The sequence below is a fragment of the Mesorhizobium sp. WSM4846 genome (genome assembly GCF_055811415.1).
This window is the reverse complement of sequence record NZ_JBVVPZ010000001.1, coordinates 95,573-113,473: the sequence shown is the minus strand read 5'-3', so window position 1 is coordinate 113,473 and position 17,901 is coordinate 95,573. Positions and strand designations below refer to the sequence as shown.

Annotated in this window: 14 protein-coding genes and 1 pseudogene; 8 read left to right on the top strand and 7 right to left on the bottom strand. The window is 65.0% G+C overall.

Features of this window, described 5'->3' with window-relative positions; translation table 11 throughout:
* Window positions 1-27: 27 nt before the first annotated feature.
* Window positions 28-657 carry a DUF1285 domain-containing protein gene (locus AC0L15_RS00565; protein WP_287064243.1) on the bottom strand — a complete coding sequence of 210 codons (630 nt, stop codon included), beginning with the start codon at window positions 655-657 and terminating at the stop codon, window positions 28-30.
* A 145-nt stretch (window positions 658-802) separates the two neighbouring features.
* On the opposite strand from AC0L15_RS00565, the gene AC0L15_RS00560 reads away from it, so the two are divergent.
* From AC0L15_RS00560 to AC0L15_RS00545, 4 genes are read left to right on the top strand one after another with little or no spacing between them, the layout of a single operon-like run.
* Complete coding sequence (locus AC0L15_RS00560; protein WP_023799949.1) at window positions 803-1,807, top strand: AAA family ATPase; 1,005 nt, start codon at window positions 803-805, stop codon at window positions 1,805-1,807.
* Window positions 1,807-2,721 (top strand): DUF58 domain-containing protein, encoded by a 915-nt coding sequence (locus AC0L15_RS00555; protein WP_473495796.1) that lies wholly within the window; start codon window positions 1,807-1,809, stop codon window positions 2,719-2,721. The genes AC0L15_RS00560 and AC0L15_RS00555 overlap by 1 nt, the downstream gene beginning before the upstream one ends.
* On the top strand, window positions 2,718-5,543 hold the full coding sequence (locus AC0L15_RS00550; protein ID WP_473495795.1) for a DUF4159 domain-containing protein: 2,826 nt from the start codon (window positions 2,718-2,720) through the stop codon (window positions 5,541-5,543). The genes AC0L15_RS00555 and AC0L15_RS00550 overlap by 4 nt, the downstream gene beginning before the upstream one ends.
* 3 nt (window positions 5,544-5,546) lie before the next feature.
* On the top strand, window positions 5,547-7,634 hold the full coding sequence (locus AC0L15_RS00545; RefSeq protein ID WP_287246348.1) for a hypothetical protein: 2,088 nt from the start codon (window positions 5,547-5,549) through the stop codon (window positions 7,632-7,634).
* 171 nt (window positions 7,635-7,805) lie between these two features.
* On the opposite strand, the pseudogene clpS (AC0L15_RS00540) reads toward AC0L15_RS00545, so the two are convergent.
* From clpS (AC0L15_RS00540) to AC0L15_RS00515, 6 genes and pseudogenes are all read right to left on the bottom strand, one after another.
* A pseudogene (gene clpS, locus AC0L15_RS00540) lies at window positions 7,806-7,922 on the bottom strand (ATP-dependent Clp protease adaptor ClpS); the annotation flags it as partial.
* Between the two features lie 3 nt (window positions 7,923-7,925).
* Window positions 7,926-8,573 (bottom strand): VOC family protein, encoded by a 648-nt coding sequence (locus tag AC0L15_RS00535; protein ID WP_287246347.1) that lies wholly within the window; start codon window positions 8,571-8,573, stop codon window positions 7,926-7,928.
* Between the two features lie 194 nt (window positions 8,574-8,767).
* Window positions 8,768-9,073: an ATP-dependent Clp protease adapter ClpS gene (gene clpS, locus AC0L15_RS00530; RefSeq protein ID WP_023799954.1), complete on the bottom strand. Its 306-nt coding sequence runs from the start codon at window positions 9,071-9,073 to the stop codon at window positions 8,768-8,770.
* Window positions 9,074-9,267: 194 nt separating this feature from the next.
* Window positions 9,268-10,449 (bottom strand): choline ABC transporter ATP-binding protein, encoded by a 1,182-nt coding sequence (choV, locus tag AC0L15_RS00525; protein WP_287246346.1) that lies wholly within the window; start codon window positions 10,447-10,449, stop codon window positions 9,268-9,270.
* On the bottom strand, window positions 10,446-11,300 hold the full coding sequence (choW, locus tag AC0L15_RS00520) for a choline ABC transporter permease subunit (protein WP_023799956.1): 855 nt from the start codon (window positions 11,298-11,300) through the stop codon (window positions 10,446-10,448). Before choW ends, choV begins: the two co-directional genes overlap by 4 nt.
* Before the next feature lie 161 nt (window positions 11,301-11,461).
* Window positions 11,462-12,409, bottom strand: coding sequence for a choline ABC transporter substrate-binding protein (locus tag AC0L15_RS00515; RefSeq protein WP_287233213.1), 948 nt, complete (start codon window positions 12,407-12,409; stop codon window positions 11,462-11,464).
* A gap of 236 nt (window positions 12,410-12,645) precedes the next feature.
* Here AC0L15_RS00515 and AC0L15_RS00510 point away from each other — a divergent pair, with 236 nt between their 5' ends.
* The 4 genes from AC0L15_RS00510 (at window position 12,646) to AC0L15_RS00495 (ending at window position 17,678) form a co-directional block, all read left to right on the top strand.
* Window positions 12,646-13,257: a thymidine kinase gene (locus AC0L15_RS00510; protein ID WP_023799958.1), complete on the top strand. Its 612-nt coding sequence runs from the start codon at window positions 12,646-12,648 to the stop codon at window positions 13,255-13,257.
* Window positions 13,258-13,479: 222 nt separating this feature from the next.
* Window positions 13,480-14,568 carry a hypothetical protein gene (locus tag AC0L15_RS00505; protein WP_287068528.1) on the top strand — a complete coding sequence of 363 codons (1,089 nt, stop codon included), beginning with the start codon at window positions 13,480-13,482 and terminating at the stop codon, window positions 14,566-14,568.
* A 29-nt stretch (window positions 14,569-14,597) separates the two neighbouring features.
* On the top strand, window positions 14,598-15,743 hold the full coding sequence (locus tag AC0L15_RS00500; protein WP_287246344.1) for a hypothetical protein: 1,146 nt from the start codon (window positions 14,598-14,600) through the stop codon (window positions 15,741-15,743).
* A 24-nt stretch (window positions 15,744-15,767) separates the two neighbouring features.
* The gene (locus tag AC0L15_RS00495; protein ID WP_287246343.1) at window positions 15,768-17,678 is read left to right on the top strand and encodes an AAA family ATPase; all 1,911 of its coding nucleotides are present in this window, start codon (window positions 15,768-15,770) and stop codon (window positions 17,676-17,678) included.
* Window positions 17,679-17,901: the final 223 nt, after the last annotated feature.

Here is a 17,901-nt window from a genome sequence, read left to right as displayed (position 1 = left end):
GGCCCCGGTCCATTTGGCGTCGCCCGCTCACGCGCTCAGCCGCTGCAGTTTTTCCGCCGGCATGATCGGATAGACCGCACCCTTCGAGCGGACGGCAAACATCCTTCGGCCGCCGACCTCGATCTCCTCGCCATGCTCGACCAATTCATACATGACCGGCCGCGCCAGCAGCGCCTCCAGCCGTCCGCGCACCAGCACATAGGGTTTCAGGCCGCCGGTTGCCTCCTCGTCGACAAAGCGCAGCGGATGCTCCGGCCCGGCCTCGACCACATCGCCGACATTGGTACGAAAGGTGATGACCTGGCCATCGCCGGTGCCGCAAACATCCATCTCGACGGCTATGAAGGGCGCGTCGACCACGCGGATGCCGACCCTTTCCACCGGCGTCACCAGGTAGGTCCTGCCGTCTTCGTCCTTGCGCAGCACGGAGGAAAACAGCTGCACCAGCGGCATGCGGCCGATCGGCGTGCCCTGGTAGAACCAGGTGCCGTCCTGCCGGATCTCCATGTCGAGATCGCCGCAAAAGGCCGGATTCCAACGATTCACCGGCGCCGGCCCGTTGCCCGCGCGGGCGGCACGCGAGATCAGCGCCTCCAGTCCGCGCGCCTCGGTCGCTGCCGTCAAACTTCCTTCACGATCGTCGGCGCGTTCTGTCATGGTCACGAAATAGTCACTGTTGTTCCGCTTGTCAGCCTAAGTCAGTGATTTAAGTTCAAAGCGGGCGCCACGCGAGGCCGAATCGCGGCACTCTGTGGCGTCGAAGCTGCGAGCCGGTATTTCCAACGAGAAGGATCGATGCTGCATGAGCGTGATGATCAAGGAAAGCCCGATCAGCGAAGAGGACATGATCGCCCTGGCCGAGACGGCGCTGGCCGACATTTCCAGGGTTCGCGAGGGCGTCGGCCGCGTCATCTTCGGCCAGGAAAGCGTCGTCGAACGCACGCTGGTGGCGCTGCTCGCAGGCGGCCATGCGCTGCTGGTCGGCGTGCCCGGCCTCGCCAAGACCAAGCTGGTCGAGACGCTGGGCATCGTGCTCGGCCTCGATTCCCGCCGCATCCAGTTCACGCCCGACCTGATGCCGTCCGATATTCTCGGCTCCGAGGTGATGGAGCAGGACGAATTCGGCAAGCGCTCGTTCCGCTTCATCTCCGGGCCGATCTTCGCGCAACTGCTGATGGCCGACGAGATCAACCGCGCCTCGCCGCGCACCCAGTCGGCGCTGCTGCAGGCGATGCAGGAATACCACGTCACCATTGCCGGTGTCCGCCATGACCTGCCGGCGCCCTTCCACGTGCTGGCGACGCAGAACCCGCTGGAGCAGGAGGGCACCTATCCGCTGCCCGAGGCGCAGCTTGACCGTTTCCTGATGCAGGTCGACATCCTCTATCCGGAAATCGAGGCGGAGCGCCGCATCCTCCTGGAGACCACCGGCATTGAGGACGCCAAGGCGCAGAACGTGTTGCAGCCGGCGCGGCTGAAGGAGATCCAGACCCTCATTCGCCGCATGCCGGTGCCGGAAAGCGTCGTCGAGGCGATCCTCCAACTGGTGCGCTCGGCGCGCCCCGGCCAGGGCAATGCCGAGACCGACAAGCACGTCGCCTGGGGCCCGGGCCCGCGCGCCAGCCAGTCGCTGACACTGTGCGCCCGCGCCCGCGCCCTTTATGACGGACGGCTGGCGCCGTCGATCGACGATATCAGAGCGCTGGCCGAGCCGGTGCTGCAGCACCGCATGGCGCTGACCTTTGCCGCCCGTGCCGAGGGCACGACCGTGCGTGACGTGGTGGCGAAACTGGCAAAAGGCATCTGATGGCGCGTATAGGCGAGGCCCAGGCTCCGGCGGCGACGCGTAACGCGCTCGCCCGCGGCCGGTTGCGGGCATCGCTGGTGCCGGACCTGCTGGTCGAGGCGCGTCGCATCGTCAACACGGTGATCGCCGGCTGGCACGGCCGCCGCAAGCGCGGCATCGGCGAGAATTTCTGGCAGTTCCGGCCCTATGTCGAGGGCGACTCCTCGCGCATCGACTGGCGCCGCTCGGCCCGCGACGACCACATCTATGTGCGAGACCGCGAATGGGAGGCCGCCCATACGGTGTGGCTGTGGGCAGATCCCTCGCCTTCCATGCTCTACAAATCGACCGGCGCCACCGTCTCGAAGGAGTCCCGCGCGCTGGTGCTGGCGCTGGCCATGGCCGAGCTTCTGTCGCGCAGCGGCGAGCGCATCGCCTGGCCCGGGCTGACCGATCCGTTCACCGCCCGCAACGGCGCCGAGCGGATCGCAGCACAACTCAGCCATGCCGGCGAATTGCCGGCAAAGCCCGACCTGTCCGCCATCCGCCGCTTCTGCGACATCGTCATCGTCAGCGACTTCCTCGATCCGGTCGAGGACACCATCGCCTGGCTTGACGTGCTCGCCCGCCACGGCGTGCGTGCCCATCTGATCGAGGTCGCCGACCCGGCCGAGGAGAGATTCCCCTATGCCGGCCGCACCGAATTCACCGATCCCGAGACCGGCGACAAGCTGACCGCCGGCCGCGCCGAAACGCTGGGCGATGACTACCGACTGCTTTACATCGCCCGCCGCCAGGAACTGACCGACTGGTGCAAGCGCCTCGGCTGGAGCTTTACCGTCAACCACACCGACCGGCTCGCCTCCGATGCGCTGGTGCGTGTCCACATGGCGATGACCGTCGATGGCAGCTCAGCCGGGAGGATCCGCGCATGAGCTGGCTGCCGCTCTCCTTCGGAGCGCCGATGGTGCTGTGGGGCCTTCTGGCCCTGCCGGTGATCTGGTGGCTTTTGCGGTTCACCCCGCCCAAGCCGCAGACTGAGGTCTTCCCGCCGCTGAAGATCCTGGCCCGCGTGCTGAAGCGCGAGGAGACGCCGCAACAGAGCCCGTGGTGGCTGACGCTGCTCAGGCTGCTGATGGCGGCCCTTATCGTTGCGGCGCTGGCCGAACCTGTCTTCAACCCGCGTGAAAGACTGCCGGCCGAGGGCACCGCTCTTGCGTTGGTCATTGACAATGACTGGGCAAGTGCCGCCGACTGGGGCCAGCGCGTCGCCACTGCCGAACGGCTGATCGCCGATGCCAGCTCCAACGACGTGCCTGTCATCATCGCCTTCACCGCCGAAAAACCGAATGCCGAGATCGGCCCGTTCGACGCCGCCACCGCGCTCGACCGGCTGCGCGCGGCAAAGCCGCGGCCGATCCCGACCGACCGCCCGGCCGTCTATGCCCGCGTCGCGACAACCCTGGAGAGCTTGCCGGGCGCCAGCGTCGCCGTGCTCGCCGATGGTCTGGCGGCGGAAGGCGACGAGGCCGCCTTTAACACGCTTCTGTCGAAGAACGCCGCCCGTGTCGTCTGGGCCGCCTCCGACCGGCCTGGCCTGATCGGCCTGACCGGCGCCGACAACCAGGTGGACGGCTTCGAGCTGACCGCCATCCGCGCGCCGGGCGATCCGGCGCCGGCTCAGGTGACCGCCGGCGCCTTCGACGACAAGGGCCGCCGCATCGCCGACGCCACGCTGACCTTCTCGCCGGGCGAATCCACCGCCACCGGCACGATGGCGGTGCCTTTCGAGCTGCGCAACGACTTCGCCTCGATCACGCTCGACGGTCAGCGGCAGGCCGGCGCCGTTCGCGTGCTCGACGAGAGTTCCAAGCGCCGCCGCGTCGGACTGCTGTCGCAGGCCGAAGCCGACCAGGCGCAGCCGCTTCTGTCGCCGCTTTACTACATCCGCCGCGCGCTGCAGCCCTTCGCCGATCTGGCCGAGCCGTCGAGCGCCGACCTTGCCGACGCCATCCCGCAGCTCCTCGACCAGAAGCCGGCGATGATCGTCATGGCCGATGTCGGCACCATTCCGCAGCAGGTGCGGCAAAGGCTGGTCGACTGGGTCGACAATGGCGGCACGCTGGTGCGATTCGCCGGCTCGCGGCTGGTTGCCGCCGGCAATGACGACGACCTGCTGCCGGTCAGGCTGCGCACCGGCGAGCGCTCGCTCGGCGGCGCGCTGTCGTGGACGACGCCGCAGCCGGTCACCGATTTTCCGAAGACCGGCCCCTTCGCCGATCTCGCTCCACCGGCCGAGGTCACCGTCACCAGGCAGGTGCTGGCCGAGCCGACGCCCGATATCGTCGAGCGCAGCTGGGCCACGCTTGCCGACGGCACGCCACTGGTGACCGGGATGAAGAAGGGCAAAGGCACGCTTGTCCTGTTCCATGTCACGCCGGAGGCGACCTGGTCGAACCTGCCGATCTCCGGCAGTTTCGTCGAGATGCTGCGCCGCATCGTGCAACTGTCGCGCAACCAGGGTGCGGCGGTCGCCAATGCCGAAGCCGCCGCCGCCTCGCTGGCGCCCTACCGCATGATATCAGCCGATGGCACGCTGGTGCCGCCGACGCCGGATGCACGGCCGCTGGTGCCGGGTGCCGGCCCGCTGCCGGTGACGTTCGAGAATCCGCCCGGCCTGTATGGCTCCGACACCGGCGTCATCGCTCACAATCTGCTCAATGCCGAAAGCCGCTTGGCGCCGCTGGTCCGTCCTCAGATCACCGTGCCGGTCACCGCCGTCCAGTACGCTTTCGACGAATCGCACAATTTGAAGGGCCCGCTGGTGGCGGCAGCTCTCCTGCTGATGGTCCTTGATACGCTGGCGGTGTTCTGGATGGGCGGCCTGTTATCGCGCCGGCCGCGCCGCGCCGGCACGGCCGCCGCAACCACCGTCGCCCTGGTGATTACGCTCGGCGCCCTGGTCGGCCACACCGACATCGCCCGCGCCGACGATGCCAAACCCGGTGATGAGCGGGCGATCGAGGACATTTCGAAAACCCGGATCGGCTATGTGCAGACCGGCGACCGGAGCGTCGATTCGATCAGCCAAGCCGGGCTGGAGGGCCTGACCCGCTTTCTGATCGAGAAGACCGCGCTCGAGCCGGGGGCGCCGGCCAGCGTCGATATCTCGAAGGACCAGCTTGCCTTCTATCCGCTGATCTATTGGCCGATCGATCCTGCCGCGCCGATGCCGAGCCAGGCCGCGATCGCCCGCGTCGACGCCTATATGCAGCAGGGCGGCACGGTGCTGTTCGACACGCGCGACCAGTTCGCCACCGGCATCGGCGCGGAGCAGGCCAGCCCGGCGACGGAGCGGCTGCGCGACATCCTCGGCAACCTCAACGTGCCGGCGCTGGAGCCGGTGCCGTCGGACCATGTGCTGACCAAATCCTTTTACATCCTGCCTGAGTTTCCCGGACGCTTCGCCGGTGGCCCGCTCTGGGTCGCGGCGTCGCTCGAAGCCAGCAACACCGAGAACCGCCCGGTACGCACCGGCGACGGCGTCTCGCCGATCATGATCACCGCCAATGATCTCGCCGGCGCCTGGGCGGTCGACGAGAATGGCGACCCGCTTTTGCCGACCGTGCCGTCGGATCCGATGCAGCGCATTTATGCGCTGCGCGGCGGCGTCAACATCATGATGTACATGCTGACCGGCAACTACAAATCCGATCAGGTGCATGTGCCGGTGCTGCTCGAACGGCTGGGGCAGTAAGCCATGAACTTGTCGCTCGCCTTCGAACCGCTCATCTCCTGGCCGCTGCTCGGCCTGGTGCTGGCGCCGCTGTTGCTGCTGGCATTGGTCGGCCTGTGGTTCCGCCAGCGCGGCGCGGTCTTCCGTTTTGCCGCCCTGCTGGCGCTGACTGCTGCCCTGCTCAACCCGGTGTTGCTCGACGAAGAGCGCGAGGCGCTGAAAAGCGTCGTCGCCGTCGTCGTCGACCGCAGCCAGAGCCAGGACATTGGCGAGCGCACCAGGCAGACCGACGAGGCGCTGGCCGGGCTTCAGCAGCGCCTCGGCCGCTTCAAGCAGTTCGACGTCCGCGTCGTCGAGGCCGGCAAGTCGGAAGCCGCCGAGGAGCGCACCGAAACGCGGCTTTTCGGGGCACTTGAGAGCGCTTTCCGCGACGTGCCGCCTTCGCGTATCGGCGGCGCCATCATGATCACCGACGGCGAGGTGCATGACGCCCCAGGCGGAACGCCCGACTTCAACGCCCCGCTGCACGCGCTGATCACCGGCAACGACCAGGAAAAGGATCGCCGCATCCGCTTCGAGAATGCGCCGCGCTTCGGTCTGGTCGGCAAGCCGCTCGAAATGACCTATCGCGTCATCGGCACCAACAACGAGGCGGGCTCGGTCGATGTGCGCGTCTCGGTCAATGGCGAGCAGGTCTCGGTCGAGCGCGCCACCATCGGCCAGGCCATGCCGCTGCAGGTGACCATTCCCGGCGCCGGCCGCAACATCGTCGAACTCGCCATCGATCCCGAGCCCGACGAACTCACCGACACCAACAACCGCGCCATCGCGCTGATCGACGGCATCCGCGAGAATTTGCGCGTGCTGCTGGTCTCCGGCGAACCGCATGCCGGCGAACGCACCTGGCGCAACCTTCTGAAATCCGACGCCTCGGTCGATCTTGTCCACTTCACCATTCTGCGGCCGCCGGAAAAGCAGGACGGCACGCCGATCAACGAATTGTCGCTGATCGCCTTCCCGACGCGCGAACTGTTCGTCGAGAAGATCAAGGATTTCGACCTGATCATCTTCGACCGCTACCAGCACCGCGACGTGCTGCCGGTCCTCTATTACGACTACATCGCCGAATATGTTGAAAAGGGCGGCGCGCTGCTGATCGCGGCAGGACCCGAATATGCCGGCGAAAGTTCCATCGCCCGCACGCCTTTGATGTCGGCGCTGCCGGCGATGCCGACCGGCGAAGTCGTCGAAAAGGCCTTTTATCCGCGCCTCACCGAGCTCGGCCAGCGCCATCCGGTGACGCGCGGGCTTGACGGCTCCGCCACCGAGCCGCCGCACTGGAGCCGCTGGTTCCGCACCATCGGCGTCGAGAACCCCGGGGGCGAGGCGGTAATGAAGGGCGCCGACAACCGTCCGCTGCTGCTGCTCGACCGCAAGGGTGAAGGCCGCGTCGGCATGTTTTTGTCCGACCAGGGCTGGTTGTGGGCGCGCGGCTTCGAGGGCGGCGGCCCGCATGTCCAGCTCTATCGCCGCATCGCCCACTGGCTGATGAAGGAGCCCGAACTCGAGGAGGAGCGGCTGACTGCCGACGGCCGCGGCATGATGCTGGAAATCCGCCGCCAGACGATGAGCGACGATCCCGGCCCGGCGCAGATCATCACCCCGTCCGGCAAGGCGATGACCGTCAAGCTCGAGAGAGCCGAACCCGGCGTCTTCCTCGGCAGCATCGAGACCAGCGAGATCGGCCTCTATCAGGTCGGCAATGGCGACCTGAAAGCGCTTGCCCATGTCGGCCCGGTCAACGCACCGGAATTCACCGACGTCGTCTCCACCGAGAACCGGCTGAGAGCCCCGGCCGAGGCCACCGGCGGCAGCGTGCGCCGGCTGGCGCAATCGTCCACCCTTGGCAATCTCACAAGCGGCGTGACGCTGCCGTCGGTCGTCCCGGTCCGCTCCACGGGCGCGGCGGCCGGCAACGACTGGATCGGCCTGCGCACCACCGACGACAGCGTGCTGAAGGCCGTCTCGCGCGTGCCACTGTTCGGCGGGTTCCTCGGCCTCGGCCTGCTGCTGCTGGCATTGGGCTCGATGTGGTACCGCGAGGGGCGGTAGCGACGCCGACTTTCCTTCTCCCCTTGTGGGAGAAGGTGGCCGAGCGAAGCTCGGTCGGATGAGGGGTGTTCCAGCTTGGCAGCGACGGCTCCGTCCAGCACCCCTCAACCGTCTTGGCGCTGCGCGCCAATCCACCTTCTCCCACAGGGGGGAGAAGGGGAAGCGGGCGCGCTACTCCTCCGGTTCCGTCGTGAACATCAGCGGGTAGCCCTTGGCCTTGCCGGCATCGGTCGCCCGAGTCGCCTTGGTCTCGACGACGTCCCTGGTGAAGACGGCGACGACGCAGACGGCTCAGTCGCCCGGGCCAGCAAACAAAATGAGATTTCCGTCTGGATCCATAACAATGAAGTTTCTGGCACCCCAGGGTTCTTTCCTGAGGACTTGGTGAAAGGGCACCCCTGCGGCCTGAAAATTCAGAAAGAGTTGTTTAATCTCGTCTGCAGTATCGACTGTGATCCCGGCGGAGAGCAGGTGTTCACGTTGCCGTATATCGCCAACGAACACAGGTTCGCAAACCAACCTCAGCGCGAGTTGCGCATTGTCACGTGTCACCTGGCCGTAAAATGCCGGGTCGCCGTAAACAAAGTCGACTCCGAAGCCGAGCTTGGTGGTGAAGAATTCGAACGACGCATTGATGTCGGTGACGAACAACTGCGCTGAGGTTGAACTCAGAACGGGTGCAGGCACGGTCTGTTTTTTCTGATCTGTCATGGCTGGGGCTCCTGTCTTGAGCGCCTGCCATCCCTCGAACCCCGATTGACGCGCGATCAGTTCCTGCGCGTCGCCGAGCTTGAAATTTGCGTCCAGTACCTGATTGTCATCGAGATGCTGGAAGCGTGGCAACGCAGCCCTGATCTCGGCTGCGACCGGATAGTACCGTTCGCGGTGCCACCGCAAATATTGTTTGGCCTGCTTTTTGAGGTTTTCGAGATTCGGCATGGGCGCAACTGTGGTACAGTATGGGCGGGCATTGCCCTTTCGACGTTACACCGATGCGCCCTACGCAGCGCTGCGAACGTGCCTCGGCGATGAGCAGTTGTCAATCACCGCACTCCGTCCAGTACCCTCAACCGTCTTGGCGCTGCGCGCCAATCCACCTTCTCCCGCAGCAAGGGGAGGAGGGGAAGCCGGCACTACTCCTCCGGTTCCGTCGTGAACATCAGCGGGTAGCCCTTGGCCTTGCCGGCATCGGTCGCCCGTGTCGCCTTGGTCTCGGCGACGTCCCTGGTGAAGACGGCGACGACGCAGACGCCGCGCTGGTGCGCGGTGATCATCACCCGCCGAGCCTGGTCCTCGCTCAGCTTGAACTCGCCCTTGAGCACCGTCACCACGAACTCGCGCGGCGTGAAATCGTCATTGAGGAGGATGACCTTGTAGAGCTTCGGCCGTTCGATCTTCGGCTTCGTCTTGGTGCGGGGTTTGGTGACGATCTCAGGCATCGGAACCGGCAACTGCGCGCAAGAATTTCGCTTTTATTCTGACATGAACGAAAGCAACCGTCCATTTTGAACCGCCCGCAAACCGCCTTCCTGGCGGGGCGCCGCCGTTCACAAGTCCATGCCTTATGTGGGACCGCCGCTAAGCCGCGCAGAGACCGCGAAGAAACGATACGGGCCGTTTCGTTTAGAAATAGCTACCGCCGCAACACCGCCGACAACACATCCCTGATGCCGATGGCGCCGACGAAGCGCGACTGCTCGTCGAACAGCGCCACCGGTGCGGTCTGCGAGCGGTGCATGGCCAGCATCACCGTCTTCAGCGAGGTGCCGGGATTGGCCCAGAATACCTGCGTCGTCTCCTCCGGCTGCGCCTCGACATCGGCGCACGACACCCAGAACGCCGGCTTGCCGTCGCGCTCGGCCGCTGCCACCAGCCCGTGCTCGTCGATCTTGAAACGCGTCGTCTTGCGGCGGTCGAGCCACACCCAGCCGTCCTCGCCGTGGTCGAGATCACGGCGGTCGCGCATCACGTTCCAGGCGGTCAGCACCGAGAGCGGGTTCACATTGGCGATGAAGTCGCGGACATAGTCGTTGGCGGGGCGCAGCACGATGTCTTCCGGCGCGCCGGTCTGCACGATGCGCCCGCCTTCCATGATGGTGATGTGGCTGCCGATCTTCAGCGCCTCCTCGAGATCGTGGCTGACGAAGACGATGGTCTTCTTCAGCTCGGCCTGAAGCTGCAGCAATTCGTCCTGCAGCTTGGTCCGGATCAGCGGGTCGAGCGCCGAGAACGGCTCGTCCATCAGCAGGATCGGCGCTTCGGTGGCAAACGCGCGCGCCAGCCCGACGCGCTGCTGCATGCCGCCGGAAAGCTCGTGGGCGTATTTCGACGCCCACTGGTCGAGGCCGACGAGCTTCAACTGGCGCTCGACGCGCGCCTTGCGCTCGGCTTCGGGCACGCCGGAAAGCTCGAGGCCGAAGCCGACATTTTCCGCGACGGTGCGCCAGGGCAGAAGGCCGAACTGCTGAAACACCATGGCGACCCGCGTCTGTCGGATGTGGCGCAGCGTGGCGGCGTCGCAGGTTGCGACATCGACCATGCGGTCGCCGTCCTTGACCATGACGTTGCCGCGCGCCGGCACGTTGAGCAGGTTGACGGCGCGCAGCAGCGTCGATTTGCCGGAGCCGGAGAGGCCCATCAGGACGGAAATCTCGCCCTCGTTGACGGTCAGATTGGCACCGGCGCAGCCGAGCACGGCGCCGGTCTTCTCCAAAATTTCCTGACGCGTCGCGCCCCTGTCGACGAGCGCCAGCGCTTCCTTGCGCGCCGCGCCGAAGACGATGTCGACATTCTTGAAATCGACCGCAGCGCTCATTTGGCGGCTCCCGTGCCGATGCGGCTGATGCGGTCGAGGATGATGGCGAGCACGACGATGGCGAGGCCGGCTTCGAGGCCGAGCGGGATGTTGACCGAGTTCAGCGCACGCACCACCGGCTTGCCGAGGCCGTTGGCGCCGATGAGCGCAGCGATCACGACCATGGAGAGGCAAAGCATGATGCACTGCGTCAGCCCCGCCATGATGGTCGGCAGCGCCGCCGGCAGCTCGACTTTCCACAGCAGCTGGCGTTTTGTCGCGCCGAAGGCTTCGCCGGCCTCGATCATCGGTTTCGGCACCGAGGTGATGCCGAGATGCGTCAGGCGGATCGGCGCGGGAGCGGCGAAGATGACGGTGACGATGAGGCCGGGTGCGATGCCGAGGCCGAAGAGAATGAGCACCGGGATCAGGTAGACGAAGGTCGGCATGGTCTGCATCAGGTCGAGGACCGGCTGAAGATAGCGGTAGCCGCGCTCGTTATGCGCCGCCCAGATGCCGATCGGCACGCCGATGGCCATCGAGGCCGCAGCGGCGCCCACGACCAACACCAGCGTCTCGACGGTTTCCTGCCAGAGATCCTGGTTGACGATGAAGAGCAGGCCGAGCGCGACAGCAAGCGCCAGCTTCCATGATTTCTGCAGGTACCAGGCAAGCCCGGCTATGGCAGCGACCAGGAGGACCGGGGGGACGAGCAGCAAAAGATCGACGAGCCCGTCGAGAACGACGGTGAGCCCGTCGGCGATACTGTCGAAAAACCACTCGAAATTGGTGGTCAGAAAGTCGAAGAAGGTCTTGCCCCACCGCCCGATCGGGATCTTGAAGCTCGAAATCAGTTGCGAAACCGGATCCATGGCAAATGTCCCCTCATTCTTCTTCACCTCTCCCCTGACGGGGTGGGCCGAACCGCGCAGCCGAGCCGGGTGGGATGGTCACGGTTATGCTCCGTTCCGAACCATCCCAACCGCGGCGCGTGCCGCGCCGAACCTCCCCACACGGGGGAGGTGTAAGTTTGCTACGAACCCAGTGCGGTTTTCACCGCGGCCGCGGCGTCGCCGCCGTCGAAGGTCGTCACGCCGGCGAGCCATGGCGTCATCGCGTCCGGATTGGCCTTGAGCCATTCGGTGGCCGCGGCTTTCGGGTCGGCACCGTCATTGAGGATCGCACCCATGATCTCGTTTTCCATCTTGAGCGAGAACACCATGTTCTTGAGCAGCGCGCCGACGTTCGGGCATTCGGTGGTGTAGCCGGCCCGGACATTGGTGGCGACGGTTGCGCCGCCGAAATTCGGGCCGAACACCTCGTCGCCACCCGACAGATAGGCCATCTTGATGTTGGCGTTCATCGGATGCGGCTCCCAGCCGAGGAAGACCACGTCCTCGCCCGATGCGGCCGCTTTCTGCACCGCCGACAGCATGCCGGCCTCGGAGCTTTCGACAAGCTCGAAATCCTTCAGGCCGAACTTGTCGGCGGCGATCATGTCGAGGATCAGGCGGTTGCCGTCATTGCCGGCTTCGATGCCGTAAATCTTGCCGTCGAGCTTGTCCTTGAATTTGGCGATATCGGCGAAATCCTTCAGACCGGCATCATAGGTGTGCTGTGGAACGGCGAGCGTATATTTCGCGCCTTCCAGGTTGGTCACGACCGTCTCGACCGACTTGTCTTCGAGATAGGGTTTTATGTCGGCTTCCATGGTCGGCATCCAATTGCCAAGGAAGACGTCGACGTCCTTGTTCTTCAGCGAGGTGTAGGTGACCGGAACCGACAGCACCTGCACGTCGGGCTCGTAGCCGAGCGCTTCGAGGATGACGCTGGCGGTAGCGGTGGTGGCGGTGATGTCGGTCCAGCCGACATCGGCAAAACGCACCGGCTTGCAGCTTTCCGGCTCGGCGGCGAGTGCGCCGCTCGCCGAAAGAAATGCCGCCAGACCAAGGCCGGCGGCGAGTAGTTTCATACGCGACATCTGTATTCTCCCATTGTGATCTGTCGGCGAAGCGAAATTGCGGTTTTGTCTCCGCCTTGTTTCGTCAGCCAAACACCATTCTGGTGCGGTTTCAAGCGATAAGACAATCGCGATCAACGGCGCGGGCTGGCCGACCAGCGACAGATTCGCCGCTTTTCCGGTGGCCAGGCGCTTTTCCGGTGGAACGTCGGGACGCCCCCTCCCCGCGTTGGGACAACTCGGCTTAAAAGGGCGGCATGGCCAAGCTGTACTTCCACTATGCGACGATGAATGCCGGCAAGACGACGATGCTGCTGCAGGCCTCCTACAATTACCGCGAGCGCGGCATGACGACGATGCTGTTCGTCGCCGGCCACTACCGCAAGGGCGACACCGGGCTGATCTCGTCGCGCATCGGCCTGGAGACTGAGGCTGAGATGTTCCGCGACGGCGACGACCTGTTCGCCAGGGTCGCCGAGCATCACGACCACACGACCGTGCATTGCGTCTTCGTCGACGAGGCGCAGTTCCTCGAAGAGGAGCAGGCGTGGCAGCTTGCCCGCATCGCCGACCGGCTGGACATCCCGGTGATGTGCTACGGCCTGCGCACGGATTTCCAGGGCAAGCTGTTTTCCGGCTCGCGCGCGCTCCTGGCGATAGCAGACGATCTGCGCGAGGTGCGCACCATCTGCCGCTGCGGCCGCAAGGCGACGATGGTCGTGCGCCTCGGCGCGGACGGCAAGGTGGCGAGACAGGGCGAACAGGTGGCGATCGGCAAGGATGTTTATGTCTCGCTCTGCCGCCGCCATTGGGAAGAGGAAATGGGCCGCGCCGCGCCCGACGATTTCATCGGCTTCACCAAGGCCTGAGCAGCGCCGTCGGCGACGCTGCCGATCTCCCCCCTTGCGGGCCCTTGCGGGGGAGATCGGGTGCGGCTTCGGCTTTTCGCCAATCACCAGCGGTGGAAGGCAGGCCGATGGGGTCGGGTTTTGTTTGAGGTATCGCGGCATCTTCCGCCTTTCCTTCCCCCCTTGCCATACATATATTCGCGGCGTTCGCGACACGAACAATTGCCGAAGCGGGAGGCTCCTATGGCGACATTGCAGAATTTCGATGCCGAAATTGCCAAGACCAATCAGGTCGTGCAGGACATGCGCACCAAGATCGAGCAGTCCGGCGCCGTGCTCGACACGCTCGCCAGGACCGACAAGAAGATCGGCGACGCCAATTTCGACCTCGAGAACGCCCGCATCGAGGATGTGCTGAAGCAGCAGAAGGTGATGGAAGGCAACATCGCCGACCTGATCATCGGGCTGGAGGACGCCACAAACGTCTTCGGCGCCGAATTCGAGAGCATGAAGAACTACACCGGCTGGGAAAGCTTCGTCGGCATATTTTCCGACCAGAGCAAGCAGCGCATGCGCACCGACCGCGTCCGCAACATGTCGCTGGCCGGCAATCTGCAGGAGCTTCTGGCGAAATCCGACACCATCGTCGGCATCCTCAAGGCGCAGAAGCAGATCCTCGACCAGCGTTACAAGACCTCCGAGGCCAGCCTGTCGCAGGTGATCGAGCGTCGCAAGGCGACCATGTCGAATCTCGAGACAGTGCAGAAGCGCATCGAGGAGCTCAATCCGATGCTGCTCGACATCGAGAACAAGATCGCCGCCTCGACCAGCCAGAAGGAGCGCACCGAGCTTGAGGGCGAGCGTTCGAAACTGGCCACCGAGTACAACGAGAAGCAGGCCAAGGAGCAGGAACTGCTGGCCGAAAGCCAGACGCTGGAGCGCTACACCTCGATGTTCCAGACCTTCGTCGATTCGCTCAACAACCAGATCGCGGCGCAGTCGACGCTGATCAACAAGCTGACCATCGATACCGAGCAGCGCATCGTGCTCTACAAGGCCCTGGAAGATTCGCTGAAGACCGCCGCCCAGCAGGACGTCGCCCACAAGATCAACACGTTGGGCAGCCAGGTCGACAACACCGCCGAGGAAACCATGGCCGGCATCGGCGCGGCCTCGCAGAAGCACATTGGCGATCTCCTCGAAATGCACGAGAAGAACATGGTGGCGACCGCCGACATCCAGCGCCGCAAGAAGCTGGCCGACGATGCCTTTGCCCGCCGCTTCGACGACGTGCTGAAAAAGCACAATGCGGCAAACTACGTGCAATCGTAATTGCTGCACTCGCTCCAAGGGCTGGCTGCATGACCCCCGAAAACGAAGCGGCAACGCGTTATTTCTCGGCGATCACCGCGGCACTCAGCGGCCTCGAAGTGTTCATGCGCGACGATCGCTCGCCGCTCTACCGGCACGGCATCGTCGCCAAGATCGTCGCCGAATACATTGCGCGGCTCGACAACTCGTTTTCCTGCTGGCGCAACCGGCTGGGCTTCATGGAGACATTCCGCATCTCGCGCGCCGAAAGCGGCTTTCCGGTCTTCCAGAACGTGCTCGAACTGGAAAACGACCGCCGCCAGGCCGATACGCGTCTCGCCAACATACCGCTGGCCGACGAGTTGCGCGAGGAAATGGCCGACTTCATCCTGCGCCACAAGGAATTCCCCGAGGCGCTGCAGAAGTCGATGGCCGAGCGGCTTTATCTGGAAGGCGTCAGGAGCGAGACGACCTTCGGGCCGTTCACCTTGGCGCAGACGGCAAAAGTCTCGGTCAATCCGAAGACCAGGCGGCCTTACTACCTCGCCCATTGGGCAGCCTTCGACGGCAGCGCCAACCTGCCGCTCGTCTACATGGTGACGGTCGAGGATTCCTCCGAAGAGATGATCGGGCAGCTTGTCGACCGCAATGGCAAGCTCAACGAAAAGGTCGACATTCCGCTTCCGGTTGAAGGACTGCTCAATCCCGAGCTTGCCCACCGCTTCGACGACTTCACCGAGAAGAACTCCGCCTATACGCTGTCGCCGGCTACGATCGCGGTCAACCTCGACAAGGATTTCGAGCAACTCCACCCCAAGCAGTTGCGCCGCGTCGTGCTCGGGCCTTTCTATTCGGCCGGGATCACCGACAACAATTCGACGGTGACCGACATTCTGGACAAGGTGCGCAAGCCGGAAAACGCCTGGCTGCTGACCTGGACCATCCAGGAGGTTTATTCGAAATCCGAAAAGCCAGGCCGCAAGGGGTTGTTTTCGAGCGAGAAGGCGACGCAGGAATTCTTCATCGACACCGACGATCTGGAGGCGGCGCGACAAGGCGTGTCGAGCTACGAGAAGCACGCGCTGATCCCGCATGAGGCCTATCAGGCGCTCTACGCCGCCGGCGAGGCGCAGAAGATCTTTTCCGGCTACAAGGTCCACATCCTGTCCAACGGACAGGTCATCAGTGACGTCTGACAGTCAAACCGCGGAGCATCCTTCATGGACACCGGCCTGACCACGATTTCGGAAGCGGCAATCGAAAAGCACCGCGCCACCGCGCAGAGCTTCATCACCCGCATCGTCGTGCTGGAGGACCCGTCGCGGGAATCCGGTACCGCACTGGCCGGCACCAACCGCCGCTTCGTCTCGACCGTCTCGGTCGGCTCGGTGCGCCGCACGCGCGAGGTCGAGCTTTCCAAGACCGTCGCCGCCGTCCATCCCGACGACCAGCTGCTGAGCATTGCACAGCACATGCTGCTTTATCGCACCCGGCGTGGGCTGGCGATCGCGCTGGCCATCGCCGATGTCTTCGCCGAAGGCTCAGATCTCGAGAGCCTGAAGGGGAAAAACGCCCGCGCGCCGCTCGAAGGCGACGAGGCCGCCGCCTTCAAGAAGCTGCTGTCGGCCTCGGCCTATATTTCGGCCTTCAGCCTCGCCTCCTATCTGTTCCAGCTGATCGACAGCGACGGCGAGGCGCCGAACGACACGCCCGAGCCGGACTTTTTGTTCGACACGCCGCAGGACGCGGTGAAATCGATCGTGGCCGGCCTCGACAGGGCGATAGCAGGCGCGAAGGACGACGCCGAGCTTATGACCCGGGCGCGCGCATTCGCCCGTGTCGTCATCGACGGGCTTTTGGCGCGAAAGGGCCGCTTCGACGGCATCGGTCCGTTTGAGAATGCGCATGTCCGCATCGACGTCGACGACTTCACCCTCGACGGCTTCGACGTCGCGCCGGGCAAGCGGTCGAAGCCGCTGGTGATGACCTTCAAGAAGCCGGAAGAGGTCGTCGGCAACCACATCGCCAAATACCAGTCGGTCAAGCTCGCCAAGATGCTGATGGCATACGATTTCGAGCGCGAGCTGAACCCGTTCGTCGAGCTCGGCGGCTTCCTGTTCACCTTCATCGGCGACGGCGCGCCCGGCACCGGCAAGACGACGCTGATCCAGATGATCGCCGGTCTCGTCAACGGCTACTGCCAGGTCGCCGGCTATCCCTTCGCCTACGAGAATTTCGGCGTCGACCAGATCTCCTCCTACCAGGGCAAGTCGGGCCAGAGCTGCCGCCAGTTCATCAACAATGTGCTGAACCCGCGCGTCATCGGCTTCGGCACCATCGACGATATCGACCAAGTGGCGGCCCGCCGCTCCGACGATCGCGCCTCGGCCGGCCAGCAGGAAATCACCGGCGTCCTGATGGACGCATTCGGGGGTGCGGCCACGGTGGTGCGCGGCAACTGCTCCTTCGGCATGTTCTCCAACTATCCCGAAAACGTCGACGATGCGCTGCGCCAGCGCGCCGGCGCCCGCTGGCTGGTCGATGGACCACAAACGCGCGACGACTATATCGACATCTTCGTGCTGCTCGCGGGGAAAAACCACAAGATCCCGCTCGGCGACCACAAGCTCTACGCCGCCCAAGAAATCCAGCGCGCGGTGATGGAGGCCTATGAAGAGCACGAGAAGCCCAGGGAAGACGGGCTGATGAAGGTCTATGAGCGCTACATGAAGGAGAACGGCGCGCCGAAGTCGATGGCCGACATCGGCACCTATCTGCACATGATCAAGGAGGCCGAGCCGCGCTTCACTGGCCGCGCCATCAAGAACGTCACCGATGCGATCAAGATGCGCGCCATGGACATCGAGCTGCCGGACGAATGGTTCGAGAAGCCTGAAGTCTTCATGCACAAGAGCTACGACGACAAGAAGGCGATGATCGAGGAACTGCGCGGCCCGTTCTCGATGGACATGGTCATGCAGGAGGTCAACCGCTACGCCGATTCGGAGTTCCGCTATTCCGACAGGTCCGACGACGCAGCGGTGACCAAGATGATCCGCGACACCCGCCTGCGCGACCGCGCGATGCGCGAGATCGAGGAGTTGAAGAAGAAGGGCTTGTGGAATGCGTGAGACGCGCCGACGCTCCCTTCTCCCCTTGTGGGGTCCGGAGGACGGGGCGAGACCAGTGGCTCGCCCCCGGGCGGTGGGGGGGGGGGGGGGGGGGGGGGGGGGGGGGGGGGGGGGGGGGCGCCCCCCCCCCCGCCCGGGGGGGGGGGCGGCGGGGGGGCGGGGGGGGGGGGGGGGGGGGGGGGGGGGGGGGGGGCGGCCCGCCGGGGGGGGGGCGGGGGGGGCG

Coding starts and splice junctions, on each gene's coding strand:
- AC0L15_RS00510 (WP_023799958.1), top strand. CDS start 12,646: ATGGCCAAGCTGTACTTCCACTATGCGACGATGAATGCCGGCAAGACG.
- AC0L15_RS00495 (WP_287246343.1), top strand. CDS start 15,768: ATGGACACCGGCCTGACCACGATTTCGGAAGCGGCAATCGAAAAGCAC.
- AC0L15_RS00545 (WP_287246348.1), top strand. CDS start 5,547: ATGAACTTGTCGCTCGCCTTCGAACCGCTCATCTCCTGGCCGCTGCTC.
- choW (WP_023799956.1), bottom strand. CDS start 11,300: ATGGATCCGGTTTCGCAACTGATTTCGAGCTTCAAGATCCCGATCGGG.
- AC0L15_RS00535 (WP_287246347.1), bottom strand. CDS start 8,573: ATGCCGAATCTCGAAAACCTCAAAAAGCAGGCCAAACAATATTTGCGG.
- AC0L15_RS00560 (WP_023799949.1), top strand. CDS start 803: ATGAGCGTGATGATCAAGGAAAGCCCGATCAGCGAAGAGGACATGATC.
- clpS (WP_023799954.1), bottom strand. CDS start 9,073: ATGCCTGAGATCGTCACCAAACCCCGCACCAAGACGAAGCCGAAGATC.
- AC0L15_RS00550 (WP_473495795.1), top strand. CDS start 2,718: ATGAGCTGGCTGCCGCTCTCCTTCGGAGCGCCGATGGTGCTGTGGGGC.
- AC0L15_RS00565 (WP_287064243.1), bottom strand. CDS start 657: ATGACAGAACGCGCCGACGATCGTGAAGGAAGTTTGACGGCAGCGACC.
- AC0L15_RS00515 (WP_287233213.1), bottom strand. CDS start 12,409: ATGTCGCGTATGAAACTACTCGCCGCCGGCCTTGGTCTGGCGGCATTT.
- AC0L15_RS00555 (WP_473495796.1), top strand. CDS start 1,807: ATGGCGCGTATAGGCGAGGCCCAGGCTCCGGCGGCGACGCGTAACGCG.
- choV (WP_287246346.1), bottom strand. CDS start 10,449: ATGAGCGCTGCGGTCGATTTCAAGAATGTCGACATCGTCTTCGGCGCG.
- AC0L15_RS00505 (WP_287068528.1), top strand. CDS start 13,480: ATGGCGACATTGCAGAATTTCGATGCCGAAATTGCCAAGACCAATCAG.
- AC0L15_RS00500 (WP_287246344.1), top strand. CDS start 14,598: ATGACCCCCGAAAACGAAGCGGCAACGCGTTATTTCTCGGCGATCACC.